12 protein-coding genes are annotated in these 12,947 nt (G+C 60.6%); 6 read left to right on the forward strand and 6 right to left on the reverse strand.

All coding sequences use genetic code 11. The features are described 5' to 3' along the window. Nucleotides 1-80: 80 nt before the first annotated feature. From EN824_RS16215 to EN824_RS16225, 3 genes are all read left to right on the forward strand, one after another. Nucleotides 81-992, forward strand: a complete 912-nt coding sequence (locus tag EN824_RS16215) for a hypothetical protein (protein WP_127275386.1) — start codon at nucleotides 81-83, stop codon at nucleotides 990-992. 135 nt (nucleotides 993-1,127) lie between these two features. After that, the gene (locus EN824_RS16220; RefSeq protein WP_167531362.1) at nucleotides 1,128-2,387 is read left to right on the forward strand and encodes a glycosyltransferase; all 1,260 of its coding nucleotides are present in this window, start codon (nucleotides 1,128-1,130) and stop codon (nucleotides 2,385-2,387) included. 3 nt (nucleotides 2,388-2,390) lie between these two features. After that, complete coding sequence (locus tag EN824_RS16225) at nucleotides 2,391-4,418, forward strand: O-antigen ligase family protein (RefSeq protein WP_135932497.1); 2,028 nt, start codon at nucleotides 2,391-2,393, stop codon at nucleotides 4,416-4,418. 100 nt (nucleotides 4,419-4,518) lie between these two features. On the opposite strand, the gene EN824_RS16230 is transcribed toward EN824_RS16225, so the two are convergent. Continuing rightward, nucleotides 4,519-6,528 (reverse strand): acyltransferase family protein, encoded by a 2,010-nt coding sequence (locus EN824_RS16230; protein ID WP_189522184.1) that lies wholly within the window; start codon nucleotides 6,526-6,528, stop codon nucleotides 4,519-4,521. Nucleotides 6,529-6,909: 381 nt separating this feature from the next. Between EN824_RS16230 and EN824_RS16235 the strand changes: the two genes are divergently transcribed. From EN824_RS16235 to EN824_RS16245, 3 genes are all read left to right on the forward strand, one after another. Next, entirely contained in the window at nucleotides 6,910-7,923 is a 1,014-nt protein-coding gene (locus EN824_RS16235; RefSeq protein ID WP_127870453.1) for an NAD-dependent epimerase/dehydratase family protein, read from the forward strand. 158 nt (nucleotides 7,924-8,081) lie between these two features. Continuing rightward, entirely contained in the window at nucleotides 8,082-8,708 is a 627-nt protein-coding gene (locus EN824_RS16240; protein ID WP_245464228.1) for an MraY family glycosyltransferase, read from the forward strand. Between the two features lie 273 nt (nucleotides 8,709-8,981). Further along, the gene (locus EN824_RS16245) at nucleotides 8,982-9,518 is read left to right on the forward strand and encodes a hypothetical protein (RefSeq protein WP_135932499.1); all 537 of its coding nucleotides are present in this window, start codon (nucleotides 8,982-8,984) and stop codon (nucleotides 9,516-9,518) included. Between the two features lie 22 nt (nucleotides 9,519-9,540). Here the strand turns inward: EN824_RS16245 and EN824_RS16250 are convergent, their stop codons facing one another. Genes EN824_RS16250 through EN824_RS16270 form a run of 5 tightly spaced genes read right to left on the reverse strand, consistent with a single transcriptional unit; the run spans nucleotide 9,541 to nucleotide 12,946 of the window. Then, a complete protein-coding gene (locus EN824_RS16250; protein WP_135932500.1) occupies nucleotides 9,541-10,104 on the reverse strand; it encodes a hypothetical protein in 564 nt (187 codons plus the stop codon). Next, complete coding sequence (locus EN824_RS16255) at nucleotides 10,101-10,673, reverse strand: L,D-transpeptidase (protein ID WP_127275394.1); 573 nt, start codon at nucleotides 10,671-10,673, stop codon at nucleotides 10,101-10,103. The genes EN824_RS16250 and EN824_RS16255 overlap by 4 nt, the downstream gene beginning before the upstream one ends. Then, nucleotides 10,660-11,823 carry an AAA family ATPase gene (locus EN824_RS16260; RefSeq protein WP_127275395.1) on the reverse strand — a complete coding sequence of 388 codons (1,164 nt, stop codon included), beginning with the start codon at nucleotides 11,821-11,823 and terminating at the stop codon, nucleotides 10,660-10,662. Before EN824_RS16260 ends, EN824_RS16255 begins: the two co-directional genes overlap by 14 nt. Beyond that, a complete protein-coding gene (locus EN824_RS16265) occupies nucleotides 11,820-12,455 on the reverse strand; it encodes a TadE/TadG family type IV pilus assembly protein (protein ID WP_135932501.1) in 636 nt (211 codons plus the stop codon). The genes EN824_RS16260 and EN824_RS16265 overlap by 4 nt, the downstream gene beginning before the upstream one ends. After that, nucleotides 12,449-12,946, reverse strand: a complete 498-nt coding sequence (locus EN824_RS16270) for a TadE/TadG family type IV pilus assembly protein (protein WP_189521875.1) — start codon at nucleotides 12,944-12,946, stop codon at nucleotides 12,449-12,451. Before EN824_RS16270 ends, EN824_RS16265 begins: the two co-directional genes overlap by 7 nt. Nucleotide 12,947 lies beyond the last annotated feature (1 nt).

Below are 12,947 nucleotides of genomic sequence, written 5' to 3' on the forward strand. Positions count from 1 at the left end.
CAGAAGCGCGAAGGTGACCTGTCCACAACTGCGCGTATGGGCCAGAGACCGTGATTGCGGTGAGGTGATATGCTTCAATCATGGGTGACGCTATAAAGATTCGGGATCGAAGGCAGCGGCTGGCCTTAATTGCGGCATTGCTTCGTGCACTCGGCGTGTTCTCGGCAGGGGTGGGGACGGCATTTCTGTTCTTTGTGTCGGCATACCCGCTCGGATTGGTCAGCGCCTACCCGGCACCACCTGCTTCGGCAATTGAGGGGCCACTGGGGTTTGCACAGAGAGTTGCGGACGTTGATGATCTCTATCGCCGCACGGGTGAGCCGATGCAGCCATATCTTGAGCGTCTGACAACGGCGGTCGCGCGTGGAATGGTACACTATTGGACAGAAGGTGACCGCTGGTCGGAGGCCGATGCGTCCTACACCCGGATCGGGGTTTTCGACAATTACTTGCTCTGGATGCTCAGCTTTCTTTCGGAATATCGGGAAAACCTGGGGAACTATGAATTTGTAACTCCCCGAAAGGCACTGGATCGGGGCTATGGGTTCTGTTCCCAGGTTTCGAAGATCGTCTACTCTGTCCTTGCCGATCAGGGCATCGAAGCGACGATCTACAGTGCCCCCGAGCACACTGTAGTTGAGTCAAATGGCAACATTCTCGATTCCGACTATGGTGTCTTCGTTCCTCACTCGCTTGAGGATGTACAACAAGACCCGTCGATCATCGACACGTACTACGCGCAATTCGGGCCGATGCTGCCTTTGCTAAGAAGGGCGTATGGTCAGGACTGGCAACCGCTCGGAACTGCCGAAGACTTCAACGGCGTGCGTGCGTACGAGGCAAAGTTCGAACGCCTGAAATGGGCTCCGCCGCTTGCGTTCCTTGCCATTGGTATTTTACTCGTCACCATCGGCATTCTGCTCCAGTATCTTCTTTTAGGACGCGGCCGGCTTGTGCTGCAGCGGGTTCGCGGAATTGCTCGGTCCTCTTGATTTCGTTTGCTCGTGACCATTTCTATAAGCCATCGCCTCGCAGAGGCTTCCGCTTGCAAGCGGCTGCGCCTAGCGGCAACCGGCGACCAATGAGGAAAGGCGGCGGAGCGGATGACGCTGCGAGAGAAATTTCCGATGACTGATGCTGAAGGCCAACAGTCGGCTGCCGGGCCTTCTGCCGCACTGGCTAGAAAGCCTCGTCGCAAAGTACTCTTTGTCATCGGAACGCTTGACCTGGGCGGCACCGAGAGCCAGCTCGTGCTGCTTGCCAAGGAATTGAAGCAGCGCGGCTGGAAGGTAGAAGTCTTTGCGCTTTCACAAGGAGGTGTTCTCTCGGAGACGCTGAATCGCGCCGGGATCCGGGTATTGTACGGACTTCATCGGCCGAATCCCCTACCTGCGTCGCCGACAGTGGCCAAAGTGGGTGCCAAGTCGGGCGCGGCGCCGACGAGGCGCCCGAGTGTGAAGGCGATGCTGGTTCTCGGCGCAGCCGTCACTTCGCTTGTCCTGCGCATCGTCTTGACCCGGCCGCGCGTGGTCCACGCCTTCCTGCCGCTGACCAATTTCCTGGGCGCCTTGGCGGGGCGGGTTGCGCTGGCGCCATTTGTCATCACGTCGCGACGCGGTCTCGGCAACCATCAGGAACGGTGGCCCAGGCTCAAGCGAATGGACCGGATCGCCAATCGGCTTTCCCATGTGGTGGTCGCGAATTCGCATGCGGTCGCGGCCGATATGGCGGCTCGCGACGCCTATGATATCGACAGAATAAGGGTGATCCCGAACGGTCTCGATCTCAGCCGCTTCGATGACATCGTCCATCGCCGGGACGAAACCCGGCGGCGGCTCGGCCTCAGCCAGGACGAAGTCGGCATCATCATAGTCGCGAATTTAATCCCATACAAAGGGCACAGGGATCTCATTCAAGCATTCGCTCTTGCGAGCGAAAGCCGGCCGAATCTGAAGCTGTTCATGGCGGGACAGGACCGAGGCATCGGGCCGGGCCTGGCGGAAGAGGCACGGCGGCTCGGCGTCGGATCGAAAGTCCATGCATTGGGATCACAGAGCGAGGTGCCGGAATTGCTCGCCGGCATGGATGTTGGCGTGATCGCCTCCCATGAGGAAGGTTTTTGCAATGCCCTGATGGAAAAGCTCGCGGCGGGTCTTCCTGTTGTCGCCACCAATGTCGGCGGAAATCCGGAGGCTATCTCCGGTATGCCGGGTTGTGTATTGGTGAAACCTCGTGACCCTGCCGATCTGGCTCGCGGGCTTCTAGCCGTTCTCGACCGATTGCCGGAGCCGACAGCCGACCGGGAATTTAGGCAACGGATGATGCGCGAGCGGTATTCGACAGGAGCTATGGTCGACGCATATGAACGCCTCTATCTCGTGGGCTGACGAATGAGCGGGATTGCCCACTCGGAACGCTCGGCGAGCTCAACGCATCCGCTGCGGGCGGTCCTGACGAACATTTCGGCCGGACTCTGTGCGTTCCTCATCGTCATCTGCCAGTCCTGGTTCTTGCCATACTTTATGCCGTTCTTCACCGGACGGGACGAGTTCGCCAGGCTGGTGTTCCATGCGCTCTATGGCGGAGTGCTGATTGTTTCGGTGGCCGTTCTTGTGACGCGTCGAGACGTGCGTAGCGCGATCCTTCTGCTTGCTATCACCGCCGCCATGGCAGTCGTCCCGGTTGCGCTTCATCCGATCGGGATCGTCGCCAAGTGTTACCTGATCACACTTTTCCTCGGCGGCGCGGCGATTGTGCTCATGCTTGCCTCAGCTCCCGCAATCGTGTTGCGCCTCTCGGCGTCAGTCACAGCGCTCAATGCGGTGGTTTGCTTGCTCGACCTCCTCTTTGCCAGCGGCTTCACCAACACGCCTGGCCGGGCCGCCGGTTTGGCGGTCAATCCCAATGTCGCAGCGGCCGGACTTCTGCTTGGGGCTGCGGCGAGCTACCGCGCCGTCGCACAAAAGTGGCGTGCAAGCTTCCTCGTGCTCGTAGCCATAACGCTTCTCGCGACGCTTTCTCGCTCGACCCTTCTTGCCGCCCTTGCAACGGTGGCGGTTCCGATTGTCGTCCGCATTTGGCAACAATTTCGCAGCGGCCGTCGTTTTCAGATCGATCTTGGGGGCTTGGGCCGTGCGGTCGTCGTCGCTTTTGCACTGCTGGGGGCGATCGGCATCGCGTTGACCACAAATGCTTCCTTCCGTATTGCCACGGACGAATCCTATGCCGGAATTTTGTCTGTAAGCACGGCGCTCAACGAAGCATCGAAGGCTGTCGATCGATCTCCGCCAGCCGCTACGGTGTCAATTGCGCCACCGCCTGAAGGGGCGTCGGCAAATCAACCGGCTCCGCCTCGGGCAAGTTCTGCTGACACTACCGCGCCCCTCGCCGTCGAACCCCCGAGCGGTTCGGCCGCCGCTAAGGGCGGTGCATCCGCGGACGCCGTAAATTCGTCTCCTCTGCTATCCGGCCCCGCGCCCGCGGCTAACCAATCCACGAACGTCGCCAAGATGCAGGCGCTCGGCGAACGCCTGACCGATGAAGGCAAGAGGAACTCGATTTCGGCAAGGGCTCTCTTTCTCGAGCGCGGCCTGCTCGCCTATCGAGAAGGCGGTTTTTTCGGTCGCGGACTTGAACAGGCGCAAGCCCTTGCGCCTCACAACACCTTCGTCCTGTTTGCAATCGCTTTCGGTCACCTCGGCTGGCTGATTCCGATTGGCTTGGTCTGCTTCGCCTTTTGCTTTGCCCGGAACGCTGGTGATCTTGCCCTTGGTGTCGCGGTCATGGGGGTGGCGCTGACCTCGCATGACCTCTTGCTGACACCAAGCCTCTTTCTTCCAATCGCGCTCGGAATTGGCGGCATGCTCGCCGCACGAAAAGTCGCTGCCATAAAGCCGTCGCCGACAGAGAAAGGCGAGCCTTGGAGCTTTGCTTGCGGAACATTGGCAGGCGTCGCGGCCTTCGGGGCCGGCTGCATCGCGATACTGCTCGTCACACCACCGCTTATTACCGGGCGGCTGCAGAACGAAACCATGTTTGCCGCCCGAGGCGGATACGAAACGCTGCTTCCGCGGCCACCATTTCCCGGCCTTTTCCAGTTAGGCAACCTGTCTGACATTCCGCCTTTGCAAGCATCCAATTTGCGCGAAAACGGAACATCGCTACATCGCGTCGGCTGGTCTTCTCACGCATGGCCTGCCGTCAGGCAGGGCGAGTATACTTTTCGCCGGCCGGATGCTGTGCTGTTCGCGCCCACGGATTCGAGCGACCCTCGCAGCAATGACCGAACCTACGAGGTCGCCGTTCCGCTGTCGGTCAGTGCACTATGCTTCATTCTTCTGGGCACGATCATTGCATGGTCGATTGCAACTGTGGCTGCCGTGACGCCACTAACAAGTCGGTCTAAAGCCTCCGGATGATTTTCGGAACAATAAGTCTCGCGCCGAAGATCGACAGGTGATGATCGTCGACGTAGAGGCTATGTCCGGCGCTGTCGTCGCATGGCACAGAACTGCGGGCTCAATTGCTCATGCTGGTTGTCGAAGGCTGCATGGCGTTCGATACACGAGTTCGCCCGTCGGCTGCGGCTAGGGCCTGGTGGAGACCGATCGTTCGCGCAAGGCCGACGTCGGTCTCCGGTGTCAAGTTTCGGCGCAGGTGAGCTTTGTCGCGGTAAATGAACTCGCCATTGATGTAGGTGGCGCAATGCCTGTCCGGACACATGCCTTTGAGTGGATCGACGAAGAACACCCCATTTTCATCCGCAAGCGACTCTAACGCGGTCACCACCGGCGACCAACGCCGTAGGATTTGCTCGCTATCCATGTCTGTCGAACAACGTCTCAGCATCCCGCTTTCGCGCATTGCCGCGCAGGACGTCAGATCCACGCCTGGCACCGGCACCTGTCCAATGATTCCGATGCGTCGTTGCCGAGCGGTGATTTCTTTTACGAGGCTGAGCAAGCCATCGCGCAACAGCAGGACCCTGTCCGCCTGCCGGCCGTCATCGGCGACGACATTGGTGTCAGCAAGGTTTGTCCAGGCGGAAGACAGGACCACGAGGTCGATATCTTTTCGCTGTCTCAGCATATGGACGACCGCCTTTCGGGAAGACGCGCAGCTTTCCTGGTAGTCGGGGTGCTCTGGAAAATCGCGATGGACACCTTCTCCGAATGCGGCCGGGCACGCGCGATAAAGAAAGAAGGCGGTATTCTCGTGCTGGCCGGCAGCATCGAACAGCGGGGCGAGGTGTTCGGCGTGGCTATCGCCCCACAGGACGGCGTGATGTCTCGCTTTGCCCCAGGGCGCCCCAAACGCGCAAAAGGTGCTGCCCAGTTCAGGAATGACGACCGTCTGTGGACACGGCCAGTCCCACATCACCTCGAGGCTGCGCATTGCCTCGGCTTCTTTCGGAATCCTGCTGGTGAAACCGCCGGCTTCGAAGATCGCATTGCCGCTCAGGCAAACTGTCGCCGCGGCGGCAACACCGGCGGCAAATGCCCTGGATGGAGGCGCCCGCAGACGGCGAACGGGTTCCTCGACGAACCGCCAAGAGAAATACGCCGCCAGCCCTGCCACGGCGACAAGGACAGACGCTTCGGCCGCCGTCGGCATTTCGGTGCCTGCATAGTGGCGGAAGAAGACCAGGATCGGCCAATGCCAGAGATAAAGGCTATAAGAAATCTTGCCCGTCGATCGCAAAGGTGCGCTCGCAAGCAGCGCCGAGATCATTGACTGCGAACGCGGCCAGATGAGCAGGCCAGCGCCGATCACCGGGAAGAGAGCGCTCAGCCCCGGAAACGGTTGGTTCGGCGACAGCCAGATGGTGCTGGCGGCGACCAGGCAAAGGCCGACCAGTCCGAAAGCTTCGGAAGTGCCTCGGTGGCGAACGGGCGCCGCAAAGACCAGCAGGCTGCCGAGAGCCAGTTCCCAGGCTCGGCCGAAGGGAACATAGAACGCTCGCTTTGGATCGATCGCCACCAGATGGAGGGCAATCGAGAAGCTGATCAGTGCAACCATACAGATCAGCGCGATGATCGGCGGACGGCGGCGCCGTGCCAACCGGTTCGCCATCAGAAGCAAAACCGGCCATACCAGGTAAAACTGCTCTTCGACGCCGAGCGACCAGAGATGGAGCAGGGGCAGAAGCGTCGACTCGCGGTCGAAATAGCCCGTGTTCCAGAGAAAGTAGTAGTTCCCCAGCCCGACGGTAGAATATGCCGCGCTGCGCCCTAAGTTGGCATAGTCCCCGGGGGGCAACAGAAACCATCCCGCAATGAGCGAGAAGCAGATCGTTACCAGCATCGCCGGCAGAATGCGGCGCATGCGCCTGGCGTAGAACTCGATCAGGGACAGTTCGCCGCCTTCAGCCACCAAAAGGCGGGTGATCAAGTAGCCAGAAATGACAAAGAAGATATCGACGCCGACGAAGCCCCCCGCAAAACCGGGCACTTCAAAATGGAAAAGAATGACGGCGACCACTGCGATTGCGCGCAATCCGTCGATATCTGGCCGATAGTCGGACTTCACGGCTCCCTCCGGGTTATTTCCCGGCCTCACAGCCCAATTGCGTATCATGAGTCGATGGCCGGACATATGCAACGGCGGCACCCGCGATTCGACTTACAAGTCGCATTTCGAGAAACGTGGGGATACCCTCACAATTTGTTTCGCGCTGGAGCGACGAAAACCTAAACATTGGTGCGCGTGTGCCAGAATCAGTCCTGCTCCTGGATCGGGGCATCGGACCAGTGGCGGCTTTTCGGAGGGAGTATTCATTCGTTAATGATATCGGGGCGATGAAAACTTGCTCGCTTGATAGAAAAACGGGTTGTTCGTCCCGTCCCTGACTGTATAGAAGATTGTCCCGTGCGTTGCGAGGCCCACGGGTCGTTCTGGAGGCTGTCAACGTTGGACAACCATAGCGCGGACATGGTTGAATTCGGCCAGCACGCACATGTGTTGGTTACTGGTGGCGCAGGCTTCGTAGGGTCGGCACTGGTCGATATGTTGCTTGCGCGCAATTGCACCGTGACCGTTGTCGATGATCTTTCGAACGGCCTGCTTCGCAATCTGCCGACTGGTGACCCTCGCCTGACGATCCGTACCTTCAGGGTCGGCGATCCGGCATATAATGGGGCGGTCCAGGATGAGGTTGGCCTTGCCGATGCCGTCTTCCATCTGGCGAGTCCGATCGGCGTTGAGCGTGCTCACAAGGAACGCTTCGCCGTCACCAGCGGCATTCTCGAATCAGGCTGTTCAATCGTCGAAGCATGCCGGCTGCACAGGCGCCCGCTTCTTTATACGTCGAGTTCAGAAGTTTACGGCTCCGGTCGGGACCGGCCAATCACAGAGTCCGATCCAGTTATGACGGATCTCCGACCGCGATGGGGTTATGCCGCTGCCAAGGCAGCCGTTGAGCATCTGGTTGCTGGACTGTTTTTCGATTTGGGCATCCCTAGCTGGATCGTTCGACCATTCAACATGGCCGGACCGCGCCAGCGCTCGGCGACCGGCCTCGTATTGCCAGTGTTTGTCAACGCGGCGTTGCGGGGCGAACCGCTTGTGGTTCACGACGATGGCGAGCAGAGGCGCGCGTTTCTCCACGTAGCCGATGCCGCCGAGGGGTTGCTTCTGGTGATGCAGTGCCGGTCGTTGCGAGGCCGGCCAGTCAACCTGGGCGGCAGCGAGGCGGTTCAGATTGGAAATCTCGCCAAGATGGTCGTAGACGCCACCAGGACGAGTGCGCCCATCGTTATGAAACCTTCCAGTGCGGTCTTTGGTGAGCGGTTTGCCGTGACGCATGACCGCGTGCCTGACACAAGTCTGTTGACCTCCATGACCGGATGGCGACCACTGCGAAGCACCAAACAGACAGTGGTCGACTGCATCGAGCACATGCGTGCCGAACGAGCAATGGCTTGACACCTGGTCCATTGGTCCCGTTCATCGGGGCTCTGCTCATATCGGCCGTTTGTGTGTGGCTGTTTGCGCGTCTGGCGATACGCATCGGAGCGGTCTCAAAGGTTAAGAGCGACCGATGGCACACATCGGGCGAGGTTCCCCGGCTGGCAGGGCCGGCCATGCTGATCGCGATGTCTCCGTGGCTTCCGGTTGAGTATATTCTTCTGCTGGCTGTTTTCTGCCTGATCGGCGCGCTGGATGACGTCCGATCCCTTTCCGCCGGTGTCAAGGCAGCGGCATTGGCCGCTGCCGCGATTTTAGCTGGCATCATTACAGGTCTGTGGTGGGTCCCGATCGTCATTTGGATAGCTTGCAACGCGGTCAACATGCTCGACCATGCGGATGGTCTTGCCGCGAGTGCAATCACGGCCGCCTTCCTGGGGCTCGGCGGCGATATCGGGATGGCCGGCGCGGGTGCGTGTGTCGGGTTCCTCTGCTTCAACTATCCGCCCGCCCGCGTTTTCATGGGCGACAGCGGCAGCCTTCTCCTCGGAGCGGCAATCGTGCTTCTTGCCTCGAAAAGAGGTTTTGACGCCTCGTTGGCGTGGATTGCCGTCCCTCTGATTGATGCAATATTCGTAACGACTCGCCGCTTGCTACAGGGGCGGAGGCCCTGGATGGGCGGCACGGATCACCTTGGTCATAGCTTGCTTCGGATTGGTGTGAACCGTCAGGTTTTGCCGGCTATCTACGCAGTGACGGCACTGGCGATAGGGCTGACATTTTCTGCTTTGGCTAATCCTTAGGCCGCTCTTCGCGATACCGATGGATCAGACTCGGCGGCTCCGCTCATTGTCTGCTACGAACGCCTGCCGGACCCACATCAGCGGCTCGCTGGCTGCCGAGCTCACGCAGATTTGCAGAATCGGCTTGAGGGCGGAGACGCGAGGCCGTCGTGGCACGGGTGGGCCCCGACACTGATCGCAACGGGCAGACGCTGTTGATTTGGCAAGCAAAACGCGCCGTTAAGCTTCATGCAATCTATGCAGCATAGACTGCCCGCCAGATTGCGAGGCACCATGAAGCGCAAACCATTATTGTTTTTCGCCTTCCCGGCCTTTGTCCTGCTGATCCTGGCGGCGGAGCGAATGGCCACGATCCTGCTCGGAACCTATCCCGCAAGCCCCGGTATGTGGAAGGTCTGGCTCACCTTGCACCCATCGTCCGGAATGGTCTGGCAGCAGGTCGATGTCTATCTGGGAGGGTCGATGGCCCTGGATTTCGCCCTGCTGGGCGCGGCGCTGGGGATCTGCTGGATGGCAAGTCAGGCCAGAAGGTCGGCAGCTTTCTTTCTTGCCAACCATGGCAGCTTGATCCTCGCGGCGTCGATGATTTTAATCGGCGGCCGCTCGCAGACCGCCAGCACCATTGCCGGGTTCACGGCGCCGAGCGGCTTTCAGTTCTCACTGACGATGGACTTCACCTGGCTGAACTGCCTGCTGGCGGTCATCGGGGTGACGGCGTGCGCCTATTGCCATTTCGCCTATATCCGCGAACTCGGCATGCGCGTTGAACCGCTGCGTGTCCGGCTCATGGCGTTGCAGAGAGATTTCTAGCGCAGCGCGGCCGAGGCCGAAGCTAGTTTATCTTGTGATAGGTGACCTTGCCTTCCGGGGATACGATCCGCTGGTAGTTGGAGCTTGGCGCGGGAGGCGCTGCCGGAGCCGGCCTCCTTCGCGTTGTGCGCGGCATATCCTCGGTGGCCGGTTCCGCCTCGGTGGCGCTGGCAACCGCCGCCGTATCTTCGGCGGGCGGGGGGAGCTCCACGACGCGCGGCTCGTCGCCACCGTGATTTCCCGACATTTCCGGTGCCTGCTTGGCGATGCTGGCGTTGACCTCGCCGAAGCTCGCCCGCAACCGGTCGTCCAGCGCCTCGAACCGGCTTTGAAATCCGTTGTTGACCGTGTCCAGCCGCGCGCTCATTCGCTGCTCGAACTGGCCGAGGTCTTCCAGCCGCGCCTCGATCGCGCGCAGGTCGTTGATGCCACGGTAGAGATAGACGGCAGCGGTGGCGTTCAGAAGGGCAAACAGCGCCAGGCCGACGCAGACGGCAACGGCCACTCTGAACCGGCTCTTCTCCTTGTCGAGCAACGGCGGCTCGACCGCCGCCACCAGTTCGTCGGGATCGCTGATCGTTGTCATTGGACCACCACCTTGGTGCCGACAGGCACGCGCCTGAAAAGATCGATGACATCGGTATTGGTCAAGCGAAAACAGCCCGACGTGCCGTCGAAACCCACGCCCGAAGGGTCGTTGGTGCCATGGATGCGATAGAGCGTATCGCGACCGTCCCGAAGCAGATAGAGCGCTCTTGCGCCGAGCGGATTGTACGGCCCCGAGGGAACCATCTCAGGCAACTCCGGCCGGCGGGCGCGCATTTCCTTGGGCGGGCGCCAAGCCGGCCATTCCGTCTTTGACCCCACCTGGACCGTACCCGTCCAGCCAAACCCATCGCGTCCGACGCTGATCCGGTAGCGCAGGGCCTCGCCCTTGCCGGTCACCAGGTAGAGCGCTTTTTCCTGCTTGCGGATGATTATGGTTCCAATCTTCTCGGCCGTGGGAAACGCCACCGTCTTGCGCAGGCTGGGACCCATGGCCGGCAAAGGCGGGCGGCTGTCCGCCCACGCGCTCTGTCCGGCTGGAAGCGCCAGCGCCAGGCCGAGGAGGCAGGCGGCCGTCAGTCGAAAGCGATGGCCGCTAGCGGGCCGCATCGTCGAGCCGCTCGCGGAACATCTTCTTCAGATCCTTGTTGAAGCGGGCCCGGCCATCCACTTCGGACGGCAGCATCGCGCGGTTCAGGGCGTCGGCCAGCAGGGCGTTGTCGAGGCTGACCGACTTGATGTTCGGCGCCTTGAAGATCTTCTCCAGCTCGCCGCGCGAGAAGTGGTTGCCGAACCATTTGCGCTTGTGCTTGTTGGCCACCAACGTGATGCTGACGTTATTGCCGCGCAGCTCGCGGATCTTCTTGTAGAGCCGTTTGCCTTGCCGCAGCGAAGCGACATTGAGCTCGAAGACGATGAAGATCTCGTCGCTCGTCGACAGCACGGAATTTTGCCAGGGCGTTTCGATGTTCGGCAGGTCGATGACGATGTCGTCGAAACGGTAGGCGACAAGGTCGAGCAGCCGGAAGACGAAATCGGCGCCCTGCCGCTCGAACGGCAGCTGCGGCCGCTCGAAGGCATAGAGCGTCAGGCCGGAAGGCCGCGACAGCTTGATGACATCCATCAGTTCGACATCGAGCCGTTCCGGCTGGCCGATGATGCCGGCAAGGTCGAACTGGTTGAACAGGTTGAGATAGGCGCCGCAATTGGCACTCTGGAAGTCGAGGTCGACCAGGCAGGTCGAGGCCGCGCGCTCGGTCGATTTCGAGGCCAGGAATTCAGCTGCCGACAACGCCAGCGTCGTGGCGCCGGCGCCGCCGCTGGCGCCGACGAAGGTGATGATGCGGCTTTTGGTGCCCTGGTTGCCGCTGTCGTGGAAGGTGACGGCGTTGAGCAGCTCCTTGCCGTCGAGCGGCTTGTGCAGCCAGTCGGAGGCGTTCATGCGCACCAGCACGCGCGTCTGTTCGGACGTCAGCTCGTCCGAAACCGCGATCAGCGGCACGGTTGCCCACAGTCCACGCGCCTCGACGATGCCTGGATTGCCAAGCAATTCGCCATTGCCGAGATCGAGGATGACGATGCCCGGGCGCGTCTCGGCCGGTGGGCCTTTGAGGAAGTCGCCCGTCTCGGCAACCCGCACGTCATAGATCGCCAGCGCATCGAGCCGGGTCGCCACATCGCGCTTGAAATTCGGATCGGAGGAAAATAGCGCGACCTGCTTTCGCTTGGTGGGCAGGACCTTGGTGTTGATGGCGTTCATGGATAGGTGCTTTTCATGTCTTCGCCCGTGACCGTGCTCAGCATGGAGGGCATGGTGATGGTTCCGAATCCGAGAAACCCGGCCAGAAAGAAGAACTGGAAGGGATGATTGACAATACTGACGGTGATCGTTGGCACCGGCCCGTTGGGGCGCGTCCAGTAGCCGAGGCCTGAAGCCTGATATTGGACCTGGACCTCGGACTTCAGAAGGGTTGGCAGGAATGTCAGCATGCCCGGCCGGGAGCTGCTGCCGCTAAAGATAAAGTCGAAAGCGGCTTGGCTCACATTGAGGTTCTGGCACGTGGCGCCTGTTCCGCAGCTGCAAGATACTGCTCCGGCGGCACTGGCGGTACAGATGTAGCTGTAAGTGTTGGCTGGAACCGCCTTTCCCACGTCCAGTGGGTCGCTGGGGGTTTTTGCCTCGAGCAGAAGTCCGCTGGCGATCGGAGCGGAAATCTGCGCCAGCCTGGCGCCAGCCTGCACCGCCTTGTTGCCGGCATTCCATTGGTAGAAAGCGTAGCCGAAGTCGACGAAACCAAGCAGCAGAGTGAGCAGCACGGGCATTGCGATGGCCGCCTCCACCATTGTCGCGCCGGATTGGTTTCTCCAGAACGTGCCGCCCGACATCACCATCCCAAGACACGCTCCTGATGGAAAACATTGAGCGTAAGGGCACCAAAGCCAAGATAAGACCAGAGGCCCAGGGTGGGATATGGATATGCGGTGCTGACCTGCACGACAACGACAGTGCCGGTGCTGCTGAGATAGAGCTCGGTACCGGTCGTGGGATCGATCGCCTGGAGCGATTGTACTGGCGTGACGGTGACTTGACCCACGGTCCACCCGGTAACCCTCTGGCTGCCGTTCGTGACGGCCCCGTTTACCGCGAGGTTTTTTGCCAACGTTGAACAAGTATTCCAGTCACTGCTGCAGCGCGCCATATAGCGAGCGGCATCCTCGACGCCAGCTGCGAGAAGCAGGCGCGTGTTGAAGATGTTCGAGAATTCGAAGACGCCGGCCGACAGCAGCAACACGAGTGGCATGACGATCGCTATCTCGACCAAGGCAGAGCCTTGTTCGTCATGGTGGAACCGCTGGAGGAACTGCCTTAGTTTGATGAACATG

This window comes from Mesorhizobium sp. M8A.F.Ca.ET.181.01.1.1 (genome assembly GCF_004792025.1).
Lineage (GTDB): Bacteria > Pseudomonadota > Alphaproteobacteria > Rhizobiales > Rhizobiaceae > Mesorhizobium.

What these genes read in the sequence shown, in the direction of transcription:
- EN824_RS16215 (WP_127275386.1), top strand. Translation starts at nt 81, where the DNA reads ATGGGTGACGCTATAAAGATTCGGGATCGAAGGCAGCGGCTGGCCTTA.
- EN824_RS16220 (WP_167531362.1), top strand. Translation starts at nt 1,128, where the DNA reads ATGACTGATGCTGAAGGCCAACAGTCGGCTGCCGGGCCTTCTGCCGCA.
- EN824_RS16225 (WP_135932497.1), top strand. Translation starts at nt 2,391, where the DNA reads ATGAGCGGGATTGCCCACTCGGAACGCTCGGCGAGCTCAACGCATCCG.
- EN824_RS16240 (WP_245464228.1), top strand. Translation starts at nt 8,082, where the DNA reads ATGCTGATCGCGATGTCTCCGTGGCTTCCGGTTGAGTATATTCTTCTG.
- EN824_RS16245 (WP_135932499.1), top strand. Translation starts at nt 8,982, where the DNA reads ATGAAGCGCAAACCATTATTGTTTTTCGCCTTCCCGGCCTTTGTCCTG.
- EN824_RS16250 (WP_135932500.1), bottom strand. Translation starts at nt 10,104, where the DNA reads ATGACAACGATCAGCGATCCCGACGAACTGGTGGCGGCGGTCGAGCCG.
- EN824_RS16255 (WP_127275394.1), bottom strand. Translation starts at nt 10,673, where the DNA reads ATGCGGCCCGCTAGCGGCCATCGCTTTCGACTGACGGCCGCCTGCCTC.
- EN824_RS16260 (WP_127275395.1), bottom strand. Translation starts at nt 11,823, where the DNA reads ATGAACGCCATCAACACCAAGGTCCTGCCCACCAAGCGAAAGCAGGTC.
- EN824_RS16265 (WP_135932501.1), bottom strand. Translation starts at nt 12,455, where the DNA reads ATGGTGATGTCGGGCGGCACGTTCTGGAGAAACCAATCCGGCGCGACA.
- EN824_RS16270 (WP_189521875.1), bottom strand. Translation starts at nt 12,946, where the DNA reads ATGTTCATCAAACTAAGGCAGTTCCTCCAGCGGTTCCACCATGACGAA.